This window comes from Hymenobacter sp. NBH84 (genome assembly GCF_014217645.1).
Taxonomy (GTDB): domain Bacteria; phylum Bacteroidota; class Bacteroidia; order Cytophagales; family Hymenobacteraceae; genus Hymenobacter; species Hymenobacter profundi.
On the sequence record NZ_CP043644.1, the window covers coordinates 143,485 to 161,430 of the forward strand.

At 54.9% G+C, this 17,946-nt stretch carries 18 protein-coding genes; 4 read left to right on the forward strand and 14 right to left on the reverse strand.

Features of this window, described 5'->3' with window-relative positions:
- Positions 1–74 precede the first annotated feature (74 nt).
- A complete protein-coding gene (locus tag F1C16_RS00605; RefSeq protein WP_185282467.1) occupies positions 75–884 on the forward strand; it encodes a 3'-5' exonuclease in 810 nt (269 codons plus the stop codon).
- Positions 885–1,021: 137 nt separating this feature from the next.
- Here F1C16_RS00605 and F1C16_RS00610 read toward each other — a convergent pair whose 3' ends face one another.
- The 4 genes from F1C16_RS00610 to nuoK all read right to left on the reverse strand — a co-directional run bounded on the left by F1C16_RS00610 (position 1,022) and on the right by nuoK (position 6,478).
- Entirely contained in the window at positions 1,022–2,413 is a 1,392-nt protein-coding gene (locus F1C16_RS00610; RefSeq protein ID WP_185282468.1) for an NADH-quinone oxidoreductase subunit N, read from the reverse strand.
- Positions 2,414–2,512: 99 nt separating this feature from the next.
- The gene (locus tag F1C16_RS00615) at positions 2,513–3,979 is read right to left on the reverse strand and encodes a NuoM family protein (protein ID WP_185282469.1); all 1,467 of its coding nucleotides are present in this window, start codon (positions 3,977–3,979) and stop codon (positions 2,513–2,515) included.
- A gap of 108 nt (positions 3,980–4,087) precedes the next feature.
- Positions 4,088–6,040: an NADH-quinone oxidoreductase subunit L gene (nuoL, locus tag F1C16_RS00620; protein WP_185282470.1), complete on the reverse strand. Its 1,953-nt coding sequence runs from the start codon at positions 6,038–6,040 to the stop codon at positions 4,088–4,090.
- A gap of 105 nt (positions 6,041–6,145) precedes the next feature.
- On the reverse strand, positions 6,146–6,478 hold the full coding sequence (nuoK, locus tag F1C16_RS00625) for an NADH-quinone oxidoreductase subunit NuoK (RefSeq protein WP_185282471.1): 333 nt from the start codon (positions 6,476–6,478) through the stop codon (positions 6,146–6,148).
- A 245-nt stretch (positions 6,479–6,723) separates the two neighbouring features.
- Between nuoK and F1C16_RS00630 the strand changes: the two genes are divergently transcribed.
- Together F1C16_RS00630 and F1C16_RS00635 are read left to right on the forward strand one after the other, a co-directional pair.
- Positions 6,724–7,326: an RNA polymerase sigma factor gene (locus F1C16_RS00630; RefSeq protein WP_243900281.1), complete on the forward strand. Its 603-nt coding sequence runs from the start codon at positions 6,724–6,726 to the stop codon at positions 7,324–7,326.
- 154 nt (positions 7,327–7,480) lie between these two features.
- On the forward strand, positions 7,481–7,774 hold the full coding sequence (locus tag F1C16_RS00635; RefSeq protein WP_219733365.1) for a hypothetical protein: 294 nt from the start codon (positions 7,481–7,483) through the stop codon (positions 7,772–7,774).
- A gap of 61 nt (positions 7,775–7,835) precedes the next feature.
- Here F1C16_RS00635 and F1C16_RS00640 read toward each other — a convergent pair whose 3' ends face one another.
- From F1C16_RS00640 to F1C16_RS00685, 10 genes are all read right to left on the reverse strand, one after another.
- Positions 7,836–8,345, reverse strand: coding sequence for an NADH-quinone oxidoreductase subunit J (locus tag F1C16_RS00640; RefSeq protein WP_185282473.1), 510 nt, complete (start codon positions 8,343–8,345; stop codon positions 7,836–7,838).
- Positions 8,346–8,431: 86 nt separating this feature from the next.
- Positions 8,432–9,010 carry an NADH-quinone oxidoreductase subunit I gene (locus F1C16_RS00645; RefSeq protein ID WP_185282474.1) on the reverse strand — a complete coding sequence of 193 codons (579 nt, stop codon included), beginning with the start codon at positions 9,008–9,010 and terminating at the stop codon, positions 8,432–8,434.
- A 20-nt stretch (positions 9,011–9,030) separates the two neighbouring features.
- On the reverse strand, positions 9,031–10,110 hold the full coding sequence (gene nuoH / locus F1C16_RS00650) for an NADH-quinone oxidoreductase subunit NuoH (RefSeq protein WP_185282475.1): 1,080 nt from the start codon (positions 10,108–10,110) through the stop codon (positions 9,031–9,033).
- A 99-nt stretch (positions 10,111–10,209) separates the two neighbouring features.
- Positions 10,210–11,211 (reverse strand): 2Fe-2S iron-sulfur cluster-binding protein, encoded by a 1,002-nt coding sequence (locus F1C16_RS00655; protein ID WP_185282476.1) that lies wholly within the window; start codon positions 11,209–11,211, stop codon positions 10,210–10,212.
- Positions 11,212–11,342: 131 nt separating this feature from the next.
- Positions 11,343–12,683 carry an NADH-quinone oxidoreductase subunit NuoF gene (nuoF, locus tag F1C16_RS00660; RefSeq protein WP_185282477.1) on the reverse strand — a complete coding sequence of 447 codons (1,341 nt, stop codon included), beginning with the start codon at positions 12,681–12,683 and terminating at the stop codon, positions 11,343–11,345.
- Positions 12,684–12,733: 50 nt separating this feature from the next.
- A complete protein-coding gene (gene nuoE / locus F1C16_RS00665) occupies positions 12,734–13,291 on the reverse strand; it encodes an NAD(P)H-dependent oxidoreductase subunit E (protein WP_185282478.1) in 558 nt (185 codons plus the stop codon).
- Between the two features lie 22 nt (positions 13,292–13,313).
- Positions 13,314–14,507 (reverse strand): NADH dehydrogenase (quinone) subunit D, encoded by a 1,194-nt coding sequence (nuoD, locus tag F1C16_RS00670; protein WP_243900297.1) that lies wholly within the window; start codon positions 14,505–14,507, stop codon positions 13,314–13,316.
- A 190-nt stretch (positions 14,508–14,697) separates the two neighbouring features.
- Complete coding sequence (locus F1C16_RS00675) at positions 14,698–15,267, reverse strand: NADH-quinone oxidoreductase subunit C (protein WP_185282480.1); 570 nt, start codon at positions 15,265–15,267, stop codon at positions 14,698–14,700.
- 90 nt (positions 15,268–15,357) lie between these two features.
- Positions 15,358–15,912 (reverse strand): NADH-quinone oxidoreductase subunit B, encoded by a 555-nt coding sequence (locus tag F1C16_RS00680; protein WP_216859179.1) that lies wholly within the window; start codon positions 15,910–15,912, stop codon positions 15,358–15,360.
- Between the two features lie 53 nt (positions 15,913–15,965).
- Positions 15,966–16,382, reverse strand: a complete 417-nt coding sequence (locus F1C16_RS00685; RefSeq protein ID WP_185282481.1) for an NADH-quinone oxidoreductase subunit A — start codon at positions 16,380–16,382, stop codon at positions 15,966–15,968.
- 254 nt (positions 16,383–16,636) lie between these two features.
- On the opposite strand from F1C16_RS00685, the gene F1C16_RS00690 reads away from it, so the two are divergent.
- A complete protein-coding gene (locus F1C16_RS00690; RefSeq protein ID WP_185282482.1) occupies positions 16,637–17,704 on the forward strand; it encodes a chemotaxis protein CheB in 1,068 nt (355 codons plus the stop codon).
- The last annotated feature ends 242 nt before the right edge of the window (positions 17,705–17,946 follow it).

Genomic DNA, 17,946 nt, shown 5'->3' on the forward strand with positions numbered 1-17,946 from the left:
GAACTGTTGGGATACATCAGCTCGAAACTCCTATCTTCGGCAGTAGTCCTCCTATCCTATAATTCCCGGCCGGTATGAATGCCCTCCGCCACGTCGACCTGACGAAAGTCTTTCTTGTTGATATAGAAACAGTTCCCTGCGAAGATTGCCACAGCAAACTGAGCACCGAGCGTCAAGCGTTGTGGGATAAGTTTTGTGGCAAGCGGCACCAGCGCGAAATCACGGAGGGTAAAACAACCAGCGAATTGTTCGGCAACGCGGGGCTATACGCCGAGTTTGGCAAAATCGTATGCATCTCAGTAGGGTATTTCCGCATGCTACCCGACGAGACGCTGGAGTTCCGGGTGAAGTCCTTCGCCGATGATGATGAGTGCGTGGTGCTAAAAGGCTTTGCTAACTTGCTGGACCGCCACAAGCCCTTTGGTGACTTGCGCAGCCGCTTCCCGGGCGCCTCGCCCGATGGATATTTCCTTTGCGCCCACAACGGCCGCGAGTTTGACTATGCCTACTTGGGCCGCCGCATGGTGATTTGCGGCATCTCCCTACCCCCCATGCTCGACATTGCCGGTTACAAGCCCTGGGACCTTCCCCACCTGCTCGACACGATGGACATGTGGAAGTTTGGCGACAACAAAGGCTACACGTCGTTGGCCTTGTTGGCGGGCGCCTTCAATATTCCGTCACCCAAAGACGATATCGACGGCTCGCAGGTAGGGGAGGTGTATTGGAAGGAAAAGAATCTGGCGCGCATCGTTACCTACTGCCAGAAAGATGTAGAAACCACTGCCCGCGTGCTGCTGCACCTCAGTGGGCAGCGGGAACTGTGGTCTACCGTGGAGCTAATCCACATGCCTTGGCCCGATGTGAAGATGCAGGTGGCGTAAGCAAAAACCGCTGTCATCCTAAGTAAAGCGAAGGACCTTATCACGTATGAACGGCTGTCGCAACAACGATTCGTTCAACTTGATAAGGTCCTTCGCTTTATTTAGAATAACAGCGGTTTTTGCCTGAACAAATACTCCTATAGCAACCCGCTTACCAAACCGGGCAATACGCCCAGCACAACCGTAAGCAGGGCCAGCACCACCAGCATCACCGATTGAAAGCTGCTGACATAAACCGGCTGCGCATTCTCCGGCAATGGCCGCAGATACGCTGCAATAACCGGCCGCAGGTAGTAGTAGATACTAACCATCGACATCACCAGCGCAAACACCACCAGCCCAATATAGCCTTGGCTAACAGCAGCCGAGAACACGAAGAATTTACCGAAGAAGCCCCCCGTGAGCGGGATACCCGCCAACGACAGCATTGAAATGGTGAGGCAACCCGCTAGGAGTGGGTTGGTGCGGTACAGGCCGCCAAAGCCGTCGTAGTCCTCGCGCTGGCGCTGATCGGCTACCAGCTTCAGCACCGCAAAAGCCGATATAGTAGCTACTGAATAAGCCAGTGAATAGAAGAAAATACCGTTGGCCGACAGGTTTTGATCGAACGCTACCAGGGCAATGAACAGGTAGCCGGCGTGCGAAATGCTGGAGTAGGCCAGCATGCGCTTCACGCTAGTTTGGGCTACCGCGCCTAGATTGCCAATGAGCAGCGTCAGAATAGTAATAGCCAGCACGGTAGGTAGCCAGAACGACTGTGCCCCCCCGAAACCAACAAGCAACAGCTTGAAAAAAGCAGCGAAGCCAGCTGTTTTCACCACCGTACTCATATAAGCCGTGAAGAAGGTAGGGCTACCTTCATACACATCGGGAGTCCAGAAGTGGAAGGGCGCCGCGCCTACCTTGAAGCTGATGCCAATGATAATCAACAGGATGCCAACATACAGCATTGGAGTGAACTCCGCATTTGCCGGATTAGTAACGGCAGCACTCAGTTGAGAAAGATAAAACGTGCCCGTAGCGCCGTACACCAGCGCTACCCCAAACAGCAAAATACCCGTGGCAAAGGCACCCATCAGGAAGTACTTGAGCGCGGCTTCGTTGGAGCGGGCGTTGCGCTTGTCGGCACCGGCCACCACGTACATCGAAATGCTCATAATCTCAATGCCGATAAACAGCATCAGCATGTTGTTGTAGGCTACCATCATAATGGCGCCTACCAGCGCAAATAGCAGCAGCGAGTAGTATTCGGCCAGGTTGGCTTCGCCCTCGCGCACGTATTTCTCGGAGAAGGGTAGGAGCAGCATCGTAGTCAGCACCACAATACCCGTGAAGGCCACCGTGTAACGGTCCACTACCAGCATTTCGCTGAAGAAGCTTTGCGTACCCAGGCTCCAGTCGTAAGCGTTGGCCCCAAATACAATGACCAGCACCAGCATCGCCAGGGGCATCAGCATCTTGTTAGAGCGCAGAAACCCTAAAAACAGGTTGATGATGCCAAAAACGGAAAGTATAATGAGAGAAGTCATGGGATGAGAAGCTATTAGCTATTAGCTGTTGGCTGCTAGCTTTTGTCGTTGCACGGTTAGCTACCAGCTAACAGCGAGTGGCCAGCAGCCAAAAAGTACCTATCGTTTCACGATATTCAGCAGCTGCATCACCGCTGGTTCCGAAATGTGCAGGAAGGTGTTCGGGAACAGACCAATCCAGAAGACTAATACCACCAGCGGTACCATCACGGCCAGTTCGGCGCCGGTAAGGTCAGTAATGGTGGCAGAGAAGCTTGAATCCGGCCCCAGCATCACCCGCTGGAACATGCGTAGCAGGTACACCGCTGCAAAGATGACCGTGAGGCCTGCCACCGCGCCCATCCAGGCGTTGTATTCATATACACCGGCTAGCAATAGGAACTCGCCCACAAAACCGCTGGTGAGGGGTAAGGCTGCTGAGCCCAGCAGCACTACCAGGAAGGTAACCGTGAGCAGAGGTGTGCGGCGCGTGAGGCCACCGAGGTCGGCGATGTTGCGGGTGCCAGTGCGGCGCTCAATTACATCAGCCGCGAAGAACAGCCCGACCACGTTCACACCGTGGGCCAGCATCTGAATCACGGCGCCTTGCAGGCCAATTTGGGTGAGCGAGAACATACCCGCCGCCATCAGGCCCACGTGCGAAAACGAAGAGTAGGCAATCAGGCGCTTGATGTCGTGCTGCCGGATAGCGATGATGGCTCCGTACACGATACCGATAATTGACAGAATCAGCACCAGCGGCTGCCATTGGCTTACGCCGTAAGGGACAACGGGTAGAAGCCAGCGCATCACGCCATACACACCCATTTTCAGCATGATGCCCGAAAGCAGCATGGTCGCCACGGTGGGCGACTCGGTATAGGTATCCGGCTGCCAGGTGTGGAAGGGGAAAATGGGCATCTTCACGGCAAAGGCCGCAAAAATCAGCCAGAACAGCCACGACTGCTCGCTGCTGCTCAGGTTCAGGTTGTAGAAAGCCGACAGCTCCGAAGAGTGCTGCGCCAGCCCTGACGCGGCCGGGCCGGTCTGGAAATACAGGTACACGAAGCCCGCCAGCATAAACAGCGAACCGATGATGGTATACAGGAAGAACTTAAACGTGACCTGCACACGCCGCTCGCCGCCCCACACGCCGGCAATGAAGTAAATCGGAATAAGTGCCACTTCCCAGAAGAAGTAGAACAAGAACGCATCCAGCGACACGAACACGCCTACCAGCCCGGTTTGCATAAACAGCACCAGCGCGTACAGCGTGGAGGGGTTCTCATACTCGCGGCGGAAGGCGGCTAGCATAATGATGGGCACTAGAAACGCCGTGAGCAGCACCAGCAACACGCTCAGGCCATCCATGCCTACGTGGAAGTTGATGCCCGCAGAGGCTACCCACTGGTAGTTGACATCGAACTGTCCGCTGACATTGCCGCGCGACAAGATGGCGGCAAAGGCAGCCACCGCCAATTCAACCAGCGCTGCGCCCAGGGCCACCACGCGGGCCGCGCCCCCTTTAAAGAAGTGCAGCAGTAGAGCAGCCGCCACGGGCCAGAGTAGGAGAAAGACGGTGAGCATTAGCTAATCAGGTTGTTCTTGGGGCGCTCTGAAACAAGGAGCGGTAAGTCAGCAGTTTACTACTATATGAGGCGAAAAGCTGCGTGGCAGTAACTATGGATGAGCGGTCTAGAATCGCACGAAATTCAGCGCGAGTACCAGCACAATTCCCACTACCATCAGAATCAAGTAGGTTTCCACCGAGCCGGTTTGCACGTAGCGCAGCAGCTGGCTGCCGCCGAGGGTAGCCCGGCCGAAACCATTCACGATGGGGTCGATAATGCTTTGCTCCACGAAGCGATAAAGGCCGCGCGAGAGCCACATAATGGGCCGCACGAACAGGGCGTTGTACAGTTCGTCGATGTAATATTTGTGATACACTAGGCTCTCTGGGGCCGAGCGCTGGGCATCGTCTTCGGCGGGGCGGGCGGCGCGGCTCACGTACTGCACGTAGGCCAGCACAATGCCCAGCACGGCCGCTGCTACCGAGAGGCCAATCAGCATCAGCTCGGTGTTGTGGTCAGGCTCTTGGCCGAAAGCGGCCGGGTTGAGGCGCTGCGAGTAGGTGAAGATAGGCGCGAGATAATCGGCGAGGTAGTGCTTGCCACCGAGCAGCATGGGTGCCCCCATAAAGCCACCCACAGCTGCCAGAATAGCCAATACAATCAGTGGCAGCGTCATGCTGGCCGGTGACTCGTGCAGGTGGTGCTTCTGCTCCTCCGTGCCCCGAAACTCGCCGAAGAACGTCAGGAACAGCAGGCGGAACATGTAGAAGGCCGTCAGGAACGCCGTGAACAGGCCTACCGCATACAGCACCTTGCTGTGCTCGTACACGTGGCTCAGAATCTCATCTTTCGAGAAGAAACCCGAGAAGGGCGGAATGCCCGAAATGGCTAAGCAGCCAATGAGGAAGGTAGCGAAAGTGACGGGTAGGGCCTTGCGCAAGCCGCCCATGCGGCGAATGTCTTGCTCATTGCTCATGGCGTGAATCACAGAACCCGCACCCAGGAACAGCAACGCCTTGAAGAATGCGTGCGTGAGCACGTGAAACAGCGAGGTAGAGTAGCCCATCACGCCCAGCGCCAGGAACATATAGCCCAGCTGCGACACGGTGGAGTAAGCCAGTACCTTCTTGATATCGTTTTGTGCCAGACCGATGGTAGCCGCAAACAGTGCTGTAGCTGCGCCAATAACGGCTATAACCTCCAGGGTCTCGGGAGCCAGCGTGAACAATACGTTAGCGCGCAGCACCATGTAGATACCTGCCGTGACCATCGTTGCGGCGTGAATGAGGGCCGATACGGGGGTAGGGCCAGCCATGGCGTCGGGCAGCCAGGTGTAGAGCGGAATCTGAGCCGATTTACCGGCCGCGCCTACAAACAGCAGCAACGTAATGGCCGTAACCACCGCTACCGAATAGGGGCCGAACTGCCCCAGGCTGGCTTTCTGGAATACCTCGGCATACTGTACCGAGTTGAAGGTCAGGTAAATCAGGAAGATGCCGAGCAGGAAGCCCAAGTCGCCTACCCGGTTGATGATGAAGGCTTTCTTAGCAGCGTTGTTGTTAGCAGTTTCCTTGTTCCAGAAGCCGATTAGTAGGTAAGAGCACAGACCTACGCCTTCCCAGCCCACGAATAGAATCACGAAGTTGGAACCCAACACCAGCACCAACATGCTGAACACGAACAGGTTCAGGAAGGCGAAAAACTTGCCCACGTTCTCGTCGTGGTGCATGTAGCCGATGCTGTATACGTGAATCAGGAAGCCTACCCCCGTCACCAGCAGCAACATAATGAGGCTCAACTGATCGACCTGGTAGGAAAACGGGATTTGCAGGGAGCCTACCGAAATCCAGTCGAATAGCGGCACTGTGTACTGGTACTCGAACGTGGCAAATAGGTAGCAGGAAATCAGAAACGAGCCCAGCACCATCACGCTGCCCAGTGCTCCGGCCACTGTGCCCGACAGGCGCCGGTTCATCAGGCCATTAATCAGAAAACCCAGAAACGGCAGCAGCGGAATCAGCACATACAGCAGCGTGGCGTGCGGAGCTCCGTGAAGGGGTAGTACAGTTTCTTGCATAAGATAGGGACTGGGTTTTGGGGACTGAAGGACTGGGAGTTGTTCTTTGTCGATCTTATAGCATCAACTCAAACACGCAAATCCTGTGTCCCTTCGGACGCCAATTTAAAACTTTAGTCGGCTGAGCAGGTTGACGTCAGTAGTCTGGAAATTGCGGTAGATCATCACAATGATGCCCAGCCCGACCGATACCTCGGCGGCGGCTACGGCCATGATGAAAAACACGAATACCTGTCCGTTAGCATCGGCGCGGTAGGCGGAAAAGGCTGTCAGCAGGATATTCACTGCGTTCAGCATCAGCTCCACGCACATGAAAATGATGATGGCGTTGCGCCGGATCAGTACGCCCGTAACTCCGATGGCAAACAAGGCCGTGGCGAAAAACACGTAGTACTGGAGTGGTACGGTGCGGATTACTTCCGGAATGGTCTGGTCCATGCGGTGGGGTTTGCCGACGGGGGCGGTACAGTATAGGTGGCAAAGGTATCGGAAAAATAGAAAAGCCCCACTGTAAAACGTGATTTGGAACCAGTCTAACCTGTCGGTGGCTACCCATAACAAGCGCCAGCAAGATAGCGAGGAGCAATTGCCACTGTATCAATAGGGCTAGGGCGTACACACACCAAAGAAAATGTGAGGGTTTGTTCAAGTATTTTCGGCCTTCATCCGTCTGTGTTAGCAGAATGGAAACGCTACCCCTCATGCTCGATAATGCCTACATGGATGCAGGCCATCAGGACCGGCAGATTCAGCAAGCGGTGCGCGAACAGCGGGCCCGGCTACTGGCCTTCATCCGCCGCCGTATTCCCGACGAAGCCGAAGCCGAAGACGTATTGCAAGACGTTTTTGCTGAATTGGTAGAAAGCTACCGGTTACTGAAGCCCGTAGAACAAGCGGCGGCGTGGCTGTTTCGGGTGGCGCGCAACCGCATCACCGACCTGTATCGCCGTAAGAAAACCGCTTCGCTGGAAGATGAGCTGCATGCAACGGGCACAGATGAAGATGACTCGCTGCTGCTCGCCGACATCCTACCGGCCCCCGACGACGCACCCGAAAACCGCCTACTCCGCGAAACCTTGATGGAGGCTTTGGCCGCCGCGCTAGAGGAGCTACCGCCCGCTCAGCGCCAGGTGTTTATTTGGCACGAACTGGAAGAGAAAAGCTTTCGCGAAATGGAAGAAGAAACCGGCGTGCCGCTCAAAACCCTGATTTCGCGTAAGCACTACGCCGTGCAACACCTGCGCAAACGCCTGCAAAAGCTCTACACCGAACTCTTTACGGATTGACGTTCGGTTATTTCGACAGTCAACATGCTGTGTCATTACATCAGCACATTACCTCATTAGCACCTCAACAATGAACCGCTCTTCCTGGCTGCTACGTGGCCTCAAATTCGTACTCTTCGCCGTTCTATTCCTTGCAATAGTCGGCCAGTTTTTTATGATTCTCTGGAACAAGTTGGTGCCGGAAATATTCAACGGGCCAGTTATTAGTTTCTGGCAGGGTCTCGGTCTGCTATTACTCTCGCGTATTCTGTTCGGTGGATGGGGTAGGGGCGGCGCAGGTTGGGCACGTCGTCGTAATGCCTGGAAGCAAAAGATTGCCGGTCGCATGGCTACCATGACGCCCGAGGAACAGGAGAAATTCAAACAGAAAATGCAGAGCGCTTGTGGCCCAGCCTGGATGCGCCGGAAGTTTGGCGAAGAGCCATTGGCTACTCCGAAGGAAGTATAAAAGCGAAAGCGGCAACTGAAACCTCAGTTGCCGCTTTCGCTTTTATATAGAAGAGAAGCTTCTAAAAATTTCGTTCGCCCGTCTCGCGCTTGCCTAGCATCACGGCGCCTACCATAGCGGCTAGGAAAAGTATAGAGGCCAATTCGAAAGGCAACAGATACTGATCGTAGAGCACCAAACCGAGACGGTCTACCATGCCAATCTGCGAGTCGAAGGTAGCAGCATCGTAACCTACCGGTTCCACGTTGCGGAGGGCAGCCACTAGTACCAGCAACAACGAACCGCCCGCGATAACAGCAGCTATCTGGGCCATTATAGGCTTTTTAGGTTCCGTGTCAGCGTTCAGGTTCAAGAACATAATCACGAACAGGAACAATACCATGATAGCACCTGCGTACACGATGATATTCACAGCTGCCAGAAACTGCGCGTTCAGGATCAAATAGTGCCCCGACAAAGCGAAGAACGTCAGGATCAGGAACAGCACGCTGTGCACGGGGTTCTTGGCGATAACCACGCCTAGCGCGCTCAGCAGCGCCAGAAACGACAGGAAGAGAAAAAGTGGGGACATAGGGCAAAGCTATGACTAAAAGCGGGAAACCAACGCCCCTCCCTTTGCAAGGAGGGGTAGGGAGGATGTACTTTGGAAAAGAGAAACTACGCCAGTTGTGCGTCCATCTTGGTGCGTAGCTGCTGGGCTTGTTCCTCCGTGAGCTGAATGCCGCGCTTCGAGCGGTCATCCGGCGAAACGGGCTCTACCAAACGATTTTTGCCATAAATGAACTCGTCGCGCTCGAAGCGGGGCGGCGCCATTTTGTCTGCTTGCAGGTACACGGCGGCTTTCGGGCAGGCTTCTTCGCAGAGGCCACAAAAGATACACCGCAGCATGTTGATTTCGTAGCTAATGGCGTACTTCTCCTCGCGGTACAGATTTTCTTCCCCTTTTTTCCGCTCACCGGCCACCATCGTAATGGCTTCGGCGGGGCACGCTACGGCGCAGAGGCCGCAGGCAGTGCACCGCTCCCTACCCTGCTCGTCGCGCTTCAGCACGTGCAGGCCGCGGAACACGGGCGAAAACGGGCGCTGCTCCTCAGGGTAGCGAATGGTGGGCTTCTTCATAAAGAAGTGCCGCATCGTAATGCTCAAGCCCTGAAAGATAGCCGGCAGGTAGGCCCGCTCGGCCAGCGTCATGGGCTTCTTTTCAACTTGCTTGGCTCTATTGCTAAGGGATTGCATAAGGTCAGATCAAAAGCCTACTAAATGATACCGAAGGTAATCAGACCACCGGTGAGCAGGATGTTGAAGATGGACAGGGGAATGAGAATAGTCCAACCCAAGCGCATTAGTTGGTCGTAGCGAAAGCGGGGTAGGGTCCAGCGCACCCACATAAAGAAGAAAATGAAGCCGAAAATCTTCCCGAATAGCAACACAGTGCCCAGGATGGTAATCAGGTTTTGTGCGCCGGCCAGCGTCCAATCTTGGTTGCTCACCAACCAGTCGCGTAGCTCGTATTGGAAAGGGAAATTGAAACCGCCGAAGTACAGAACGCTCATCACGGCCGAAGCCACGAATATGTTTACGTATTCCGAGAACAGGTACAAGCCTAGCTTCATCGACGAATACTCGGTGTGATAACCACCTACCAGTTCCGTTTCGCACTCGGGCAAGTCGAAGGGTGTACGGTTGGTTTCAGCGAAAGCGCACACCAGGAAAATGATGAAGCCCAACGGCTGTTTCACGATATTCCAGAAGTGCCACTCACCGGCCACCGATTGCTGCAACGTAATGTCGCGCAACGACAGCGTACCCGAAATCATCAGCACTGCAATCAGCGACAGGCCCATAGCCAATTCGTAGCTGATGTTCTGCGAAGCCGCCCGGATAGCACCTAGCAGTGAGAATTTGTTGTTGGAGGCCCAACCGCCAATCATAATGCCGTATACGCCTAGCGATACCACACCGAACACCCACAGCAAGCCGATATTTACCTCAATGCCTTGCAGAAAGAAGTAGTTGGAACCGAACTCCAGCACGTTGCCAAACGGAATAACCGCCGATGACATCAGCGCCGTAATCATGGCTAGGCAAGGACCGAAGATGAACAGGGCCGTATTGGCGCCACTAGGAAAAAACTCCTCCTTGGTGAACATCTTCACAGCATCAGCTAGTGGTTGAGCGAGGCCGTAAGGGCCAGCGCGGTCCGGGCCTACCCGGTCTTGCAGGAAGGCCGCAATGACGCGCTCGGCGTAAGTGCAATAGGTGGCAATCAGCAACGATAGCGCGAAGACCACGAAGATGACGATGGATTGCCAGCCGAGGGCAGGAAGTTCTAACATTCTTTTTAGCTGATAGCTATTAGCTGTTAGCTGTTAGCTGTTGTTTAATAATGAAGCACAGGGAGCTAACAGCCAACAGCTATCAGCTAAGAGCTTGATTTACGATCCTAATTTCAATGGTGGGTTCTTTTCCAACTCGCGTTGCGTGCTTTCGGGGAGGTCGGCTACTACAGAGTGGTTGAGCACCGGCAATTCGTAGTGGTTGGCCGAAATAACCGAAGAACGGTCGATGTGGGCGGGACCTTCAATGGTCCAATCCGACGTTTCCTTTTTCTCGAAGCGACACTCGTTGCAGATCCACTCTTTCACCTCGCCGTACTCGTCCTTGCGGGCGGTTACGCGCAGCACGTCTTTGCCTTTGTACCACAGCAGCACGTTGCCCGAGCACTTGGGGCAGTCGCGGTGGGCATTCACGGGCTTCGTAAACCACACGCGTTGCTTGAAGCGCCAAGTTTTGTCGGTGAGGGCGCCTACCGGGCACACGTCGATGACGTTGCCGGAGAAATCCTGGTCGATGATGTTCTCGATGTACGTACCGATTTCAGCGGCGTCGCCGCGGCCCAGCACACCGTGTACCCGGTCGCCAGCTATCTGGTTGGCCGTGTACACGCAGCGGTAGCACAGGATGCAGCGCGTCATATGCAGCTGAATCAGCGGCCCGATGTCGATTTTGTCGAACGTGCGACGCTCCTCGGTATAACGCGTGGTGCTCACACCGTGCTCAAAAGCAAAGTTTTGCAGGTCGCACTCACCCGCTTGGTCGCACACGGGGCAGTCCAGGGGGTGGTTGATGAGCAGCATCTCCACAATACCCTTGCGGACATCCAGTACTTGCTGGTTCACGGTATTTTCTACCACCATTCCGTCTTGCACCGAGGTAATGCACGAAGGTACCAGCTTGGGCATGGGGCGCGGGTCCTTGGTAGAGCCGGCCGTGACTTTCACTAGGCAGGCGCGGCACTTGCCGCCCGAGCCTTTCAGCGGCGTGTAGTAGCACATGGCCGGTGGCACAATGCTACCGCCCACAGTACGGGCCGCATTCATGATCGTGGTTCCGTCCGGAACCTCAATCTCAATGCCGTCGAAGGTTATTTTAGCCATTATTTACTTGTCATCATGAGCATGTGGCGCATCAAGCCAGTGTCGAAGGACCTTATCATGTCAGCGCCGCAATAGTTAGTGAATTTGACGAAAGCAGCCGTGATAAGATGCTTCCTTCGTCAGCATGACAGTTAAGCCAGTACTGCTTTACCAGGGTAGACCGCGCCGGGGCGGGCAGCTTCTTTAGCGTGGGTCACGTGCCACTCAAATTCGTCGCGGAAGTGGCGCACGGCGGCAGCCACCGGCCACGCGGCGGCTTCACCCAGCGGACAAATCGTGTTACCTTCGATCTGCTTGGCTACACTCACGAGTAGGTCGATGTCCTCCATGTGACCGTGGCCATGCTCTAAGCGGTGCAGCACTTTTTCCATCCAGCCGGTACCTTCGCGGCAGGGCGAGCATTGGCCGCAGCTCTCGTGGTGGTAAAAACGTGAGAAGCTCCAGGTATTGCGCACGATGCACGTGGTTTCATCCATGGCGATGAAGCCACCCGAGCCCAGCATAGTGCCCGTCACGAAGCCACCATCAGAAAGCGATTCGTAGGTCATCAGGCGGTCTTCACCGGCTGCCGTCTTCAGAATTAACTCTTTGGGTAGGATTGGTACGGAAGAGCCACCGGCTACTACTGCTTTCAGCTCTCTACCCTTCCAGATGCCACCGCAGTACTCATCGGAGTAGATGAATTCTTCAACGGGCACACCCAGCTCAATTTCGTAGATGCCGGGTTTGTTGAGGTGACCACAAGCCGAGAACAACTTAGTGCCCGTGCTCTTACCTACCCCCAACTTGGCGTATTCATCGCCGCCATCGTTGATAATGGGAACCACGGCTGCAATCGACTCCACGTTGTTTACTACCGTGGGACGAGCATAAAGGCCCTGCACAGCCGGGAATGGTGGCTTGTTACGCGGGTTGCCGCGCTTGCCCTCCAATGATTCGAGCAGAGCCGTTTCCTCGCCACAGATATACGCGCCACCACCGGGGTGCACGTGCAAATCCAGGTCGTAACCCGAGCCGAGGATGTTTTTGCCCAAGAAACCATTGGCATACGCCTCCGAAATAGCTTTTTCCAGGATGCGCAGTACGTACAGCAACTCGCCGCGAATGTAGATGTACGAGGTATTAGCGCCCAGCGCGTAGCTGCTCGTAATCATGCCTTCAATGAGCAAGTGCGGCAGCTTCGACATCAATTGACGGTCCTTGAATGTGCCCGGCTCCGATTCGTCGGCGTTGCACACTAAGTGGCGCGGCACGCCTTCTGGCTTCGCCAAAAAGCTCCACTTTAGGCCAGTAGGGAAGCCCGCGCCGCCGCGCCCACGCAGGCCCGACTTCTTCACTTCCTCTACCACCTCATCGGGGGTCATTGTCTTCAAAGCCTTCTCCACCGAGCGGTAGCCGCCGTGTTTGCGGTATACCTCAAAGGTGTCAATGCCTTCAACGTTAATATGTTCAGTCAGCAGTTTGCGTCCCATGATCGTGTGCGCTAGTAGCTATTCGCCAATCGTCTAATTTTTCTGCCCGATTAATGCTGCGCCAGTGCTTCCCACGGAAGAATAGGCCGGTGCACCATGTTGCGCAGCTCTGTGAGCATGGCATCCACATTTTCGGGCGTATCAAGCTGCTCATAATACTTCTCCCGCACCTGCACGATGGGGGCAAAGCCGCAGGCAGCCAGGCATTCCACTTCTTTCAAGGTGAACAAGCCATCGGGCGAGGTCTCACCACCTACCCTGGCACCTGTCAGGCGCTCCAGGTGGGCCGTTAGCTCGTCGGAACCGCGCAGCATGCAAGGACCCGTGCGGCAAATTTCCAACACGTGCTTGCCCACTGGTTTTAGGTTGAACATGGTGTAGAACGTGGCTACCTCGTACACCTCAATGGGCTTGAGGTCCAACGTTTCGGCTACCAGCGTTTGCACCTCGGGGCTCACCCAACCGCCAAACTCGGCCTGGGCAATGTGCAGCACCGGGAGTAGCGCCGACTTCTTGCGGTCCTCAGGGTAGTGCGTGATGATGCGCTTGATTTCGTCCTGAGCAGCGGCCGAAAACTGAGGCTTGGCGGGGGCATTCGTGGGTTCCATATCAATCAGATTCAGCGGCATACTAGGCGTCCAGTTCGCCGGCAATTACGTTCATCGACGACAGCGTGAGGATGGCATCGGAGAGCGACTGGCCTACTACCATTTCGGGGTAGGCTTGGTAATAGATAAAGCAAGGCCGACGGAAGTGCAGGCGGTAGGGCGTGCGACCTCCATCCGAAATCAGGTAGAAGCCCAACTCGCCATTACCGCCTTCCACAGAGTGATACACCTCACCTACTGGCGCGTCTATCTCCCCCATGATGATTTTGAAGTGGTAGATAAGCGCCTCCATGTTTTTGTACACGGCCTGCTTGGGCGGCAGGTAGTAATGCGGTGCGTCGGCGTGGAAAGGGCCTTCGGGGAGGTTTTCTAGGGCTTGCTCAATGATGCGGAGGCTCTGCCAGATTTCGGCGTTGCGCACCAAGTAACGGTCATAGGTGTCGCCCTTGGTACCTACTGGAATTTCGAAATCGAAGTCTTCATAGGAAGAATAGGGGTTCATTACACGCACATCATAATCAACACCAGTGGCGCGCAGGTTGGGGCCGGTGAAGCCGTAATTCAGCGCCTTTTCTGCCGTGATACCGCCCACATCGATGGTGCGGTCCATGAAGATGCGGTTGCGGTTGAACAGCTTCTCAAATTCCCGCATCACATCGGGGAAGCGCTTCAGCCACGTGCGCAGCTTCTGAATGGCTACGTCGGAGAAGTCGCGCTCCATGCCGCCTACCCGGCCCATGTTGGTGGTCAAGCGCGAACCGCAAACTTCTTCGTAAATCTCGTAGATGTTTTCGCGCTCCTCGAATACATACAGGAAGCCAGTGAAAGCGCCCGTATCTACCCCCAAGATACCGTTGCATACCAAGTGGTCAGCAATGCGGGCCAACTCCATCATAATCACGCGCATGTACTGCGCGCGTTTGGGAACTGTCACGCCCAACAGCTTCTCTACCGTCATATGCCAGCCCATGTTGTTGATGGGCGACGAGCAGTAGTTCATGCGGTCCGTTAGGGGCGTAATCTGGTAGAACGGCCGGCGCTCCGCAATCTTCTCGAAGGCGCGGTGGATGTAGCCGATGGTAGGCACGCCCGATACAATCCGCTCCCCATCCATTTGCAGGATGTTCTGGAAAATACCGTGCGTAGCCGGGTGCGTAGGCCCCAGGTTCAGGGTCGTTAGCTCTTGGCTGAAGTCGTTAAGCATCGGCACGTTCATACCAAAATTCTGGTCACGTGCCTCTTCTATAATCTTATGCGTACCGTCGAGAGTGTCGTTTACTGCCATATCAAATGGTGTCATCCTGAGCGCGGCGAAGGACCTTATCACGCCTGCGCCACATTGAGTTAGAGCCTACTAAACGCCGCCGTGATAAGATGCTTCGTTTCTTAGCATGACAGATCAAATATTAGCGACCAAAAAACAGGTCGGTTTTATCTTCACGGGTACCGTCTTCCAGGGGATATTCGCGCCGCATGGGGTGGTAGTCCATATCCTCCACATTCAGGATCCGAATAAGGTTCGGGTGACCCTGAAAGATAATGCCGTAGAAGTCGTAAGCTTCCCGCTCCATCCAGTTGGCCGTAGCGTATACATCGGTGAGGGTAGGCACTACCGGATCAGCAATGGGGAAGAAGATTTTCAGCCGTAGCCGCACGTTGTTCACCAAGCTGTGCAAGTGGTAGATCATACCTAATTCCTGACCCTCGTTCTCAGGGTAGTGAATCCCGCACATGGTGGTCAGAAAGTGCATCTTTAGCTCCTGCTCACTAGCCAGCGTCTGAATGATATCGTGAATCCGCTCGCGGGTAGTAGTAGCCGTCAGCAAACCATATGGCTCCTCTACATCTGTGAAGGAGGCCTCGCCAAACAACTCCTGCAGCTTGCTGAGGATCTTGGCGTTGGTCAGTTTATTCGGGTCTTCCTGCGCAACGGCAGTGGCTTGGGCGGCAGCAGATTCTTCGATTGGGTCAGCCATTTTGTGAGCTGTTAGCTATTGGCAATTGGCTGTTCGCTGTTGGCATACTTCCGATAAGAAGTGAATGGCCAACAGCGAACAGCTAACCACTTATTTAATATTATAGGATGCCAGCAGCGCCTGATACTCGGGCGAGTTACGGCGGCGCAGAGACTCATTCTTGGCTAGGTCCTGCACGCGCATCAAGCCGTCGAGCACTTGCTCAGGACGAGGCGGACAGCCTGGCACGTACACATCAACTGGAATGATGCGGTCAATGCCTTGCAGTACGGAGTAGGTGTCGAAAATGCCACCCGATGAGGCGCAGGCGCCCATGGCCAGCACCCAGCGGGGCTCAGCCATCTGCTCGTATACCTGTTTCACAATAGGAGCCATTTTCTTGGCAATGGTACCCATCACCATCAGCAAGTCGGCCTGGCGCGGCGAGAAGCTGGGGCGCTCGGAGCCGAAGCGAGAGATGTCGTAGTGCGCGCCCATGGTTGCCATAAACTCAATGCCGCAGCAGGAGGTAGCAAAGGGTAGGGGCCACAACGAGTTGGCGCGGGCAATACCCACTACCTTCTCCAGCGAGGTGGCAAAAAAACCAGCGCCTTCAATGCCTTCAGGAGCCGGTACGGTTTTGATTTCGGGAACTCTAGTATCCATGCGTGAAAGTCAGTTAGTGAGGGAAGTACACCCAAAAAGCCAACACCAACGGCTTATTTATAGTTTGGCTGAGCGGTAGGGATTTCACTCCATTTCAGGATGCCCTTGCGAATCACGTAGCCGAAACCAGCCATTACCAACGCCAGGTACACCACCATCTCTACAAAACCGAAGGTGCCCAGCTTGCGGAAGTTCACGGCCCAGGGGTACATGAAGATAACTTCCACGTCGAACAGCACAAATAGAATAGCCGTGAGAAAGTACTTCACCGAAATAGGCGTGCGGGCGTTACCTACCGACTCAATACCACATTCCCAGGAAGCGTCTTTCACTTTGCTATGGCGCTTGGGGCCTACCAAGTGCGATACCACCATGGCAAAGGCTACAAAGGCAATGGCCAAAATAAACTGAACCAGCATCGGCAAATAGTCGACGGGCTGGTAATTGATAGAATTTACAGCGAGAAGCATAGTCGTTGACTGAAATGGAGGCCTAAACGAAAAGGCGGTAGGAAGCAAAGGTAGGGCTTGGATAGTTTGGAACAAAGATGAATAGGATAGGGTAGGAAAAGGGTATATTTGACGGCTTTAGCTGACAGCTCATTTTATAATAGAGCTTAGAAGACGAACCTAGTTTACGGGTGCTATAACCTGCTGTTAAGCAGTCTGCTGACTCCTATTATTTATAGGTACTTTATTCGTTTCCTTCCCTTCCTGCCTACGCAATGAAACAGCCCCAATCAACTCCTGCCAATACTCACCAGCGCCGTGATATTGTTGTGATTGGGGCTTCCTCTGGGGGCGTAGCCGCCCTGCTAGCACTGGTGCAAACCCTGCCAGCCGACTTTCCGGCGCCTATCTTTGTGGTGCAACACGTGGGGGCCGATTCGCAGAGTATTCTGCCGCAGCTATTGGACCGCGTGTCTGCCTTATCTGCTAAGCATGCCCAGGACGGCGAGGCTTTTGCCGCTGGTACTATCTACGTGGCCCCGCCCGACCACCATTTGCTACTGGAAAATGACCGTGTGCTGGTGAAGCGCGGGCCGAAAGAAAACCGCTTCCGTCCGTCTATTGACGCGCTGTTTCGCTCCGCTGCCTATGGCTACGGTCCCCGCGTGATTGGCGTCGTGCTTACGGGCTACCTAGATGATGGCACCTCTGGGCTATGGTCGCTACAGCGCCTGGGTGGCGTGGCGGTGGTGCAGGACCCGCATGATGCTGAGTCGCCGGCGATGCCTATCAATGCCCTGGGCTACGTGGAGGCCGACCATATTGTGCCACTCGCCGAGCTTGGGTCCCTGCTGGTGCGGCTGACCCTGGAGCCAGCTCCGGCTGTTCCACGTGTGCTGAAGCGGGAGCGAGAGCTGCTCGGCATCGAATTTCAAATTGCAAAGGCTAATAATGCCTTCGCCTTGGGCATCATTGAGCAGGGACAATTAACCTCCTTCACCTGTCCCGAATGCCACGGGGCACTGACGCAGCTTATTGAGGGCAAGCTTATTCGCTACCGCTGCCACACGGGGCACGCCTATACGGCCAACGCTTTGCTGGGCGAAGTCACGCAGACTGTAGAAGGCTTCCTCTACCAAGCCATGCGCGGGCTCGAAGAAGCACACATGCTGTTGCAGGCCTTAGGAGAGCACTTTACCCAAGAAAAGCAGCAGCAAGTAGCGACCCTGTTTTTTCAGAAAGCACAAGTAGCCAGTAGTCAGGCACGGCACATGCACGAGGCCATTGTCAAGCATGAATCACTCAGTGGTGATCTACAGTTCAAAGAGGGCTACGACGCGTAGCAGGGTGAAATAACAACCTGTCGTATGTTGCAAGCGACTGGCAAGAGGGACTGGCTAGTATCAGTGATAACCTTACCAGTTGATCTTCTCCTACCTGCTGAGTCGACCGCCTGTGGGTAGAACATCTGTTCTGCCATGACGGAACCCCTGAATAAGCATGTCGACAAACCAAAAGCCCCGCCGGAAAATCCGAACGGGGCTTTTATTTCTGTTAACGTATAGCCGGCGGTACAACCATCGCG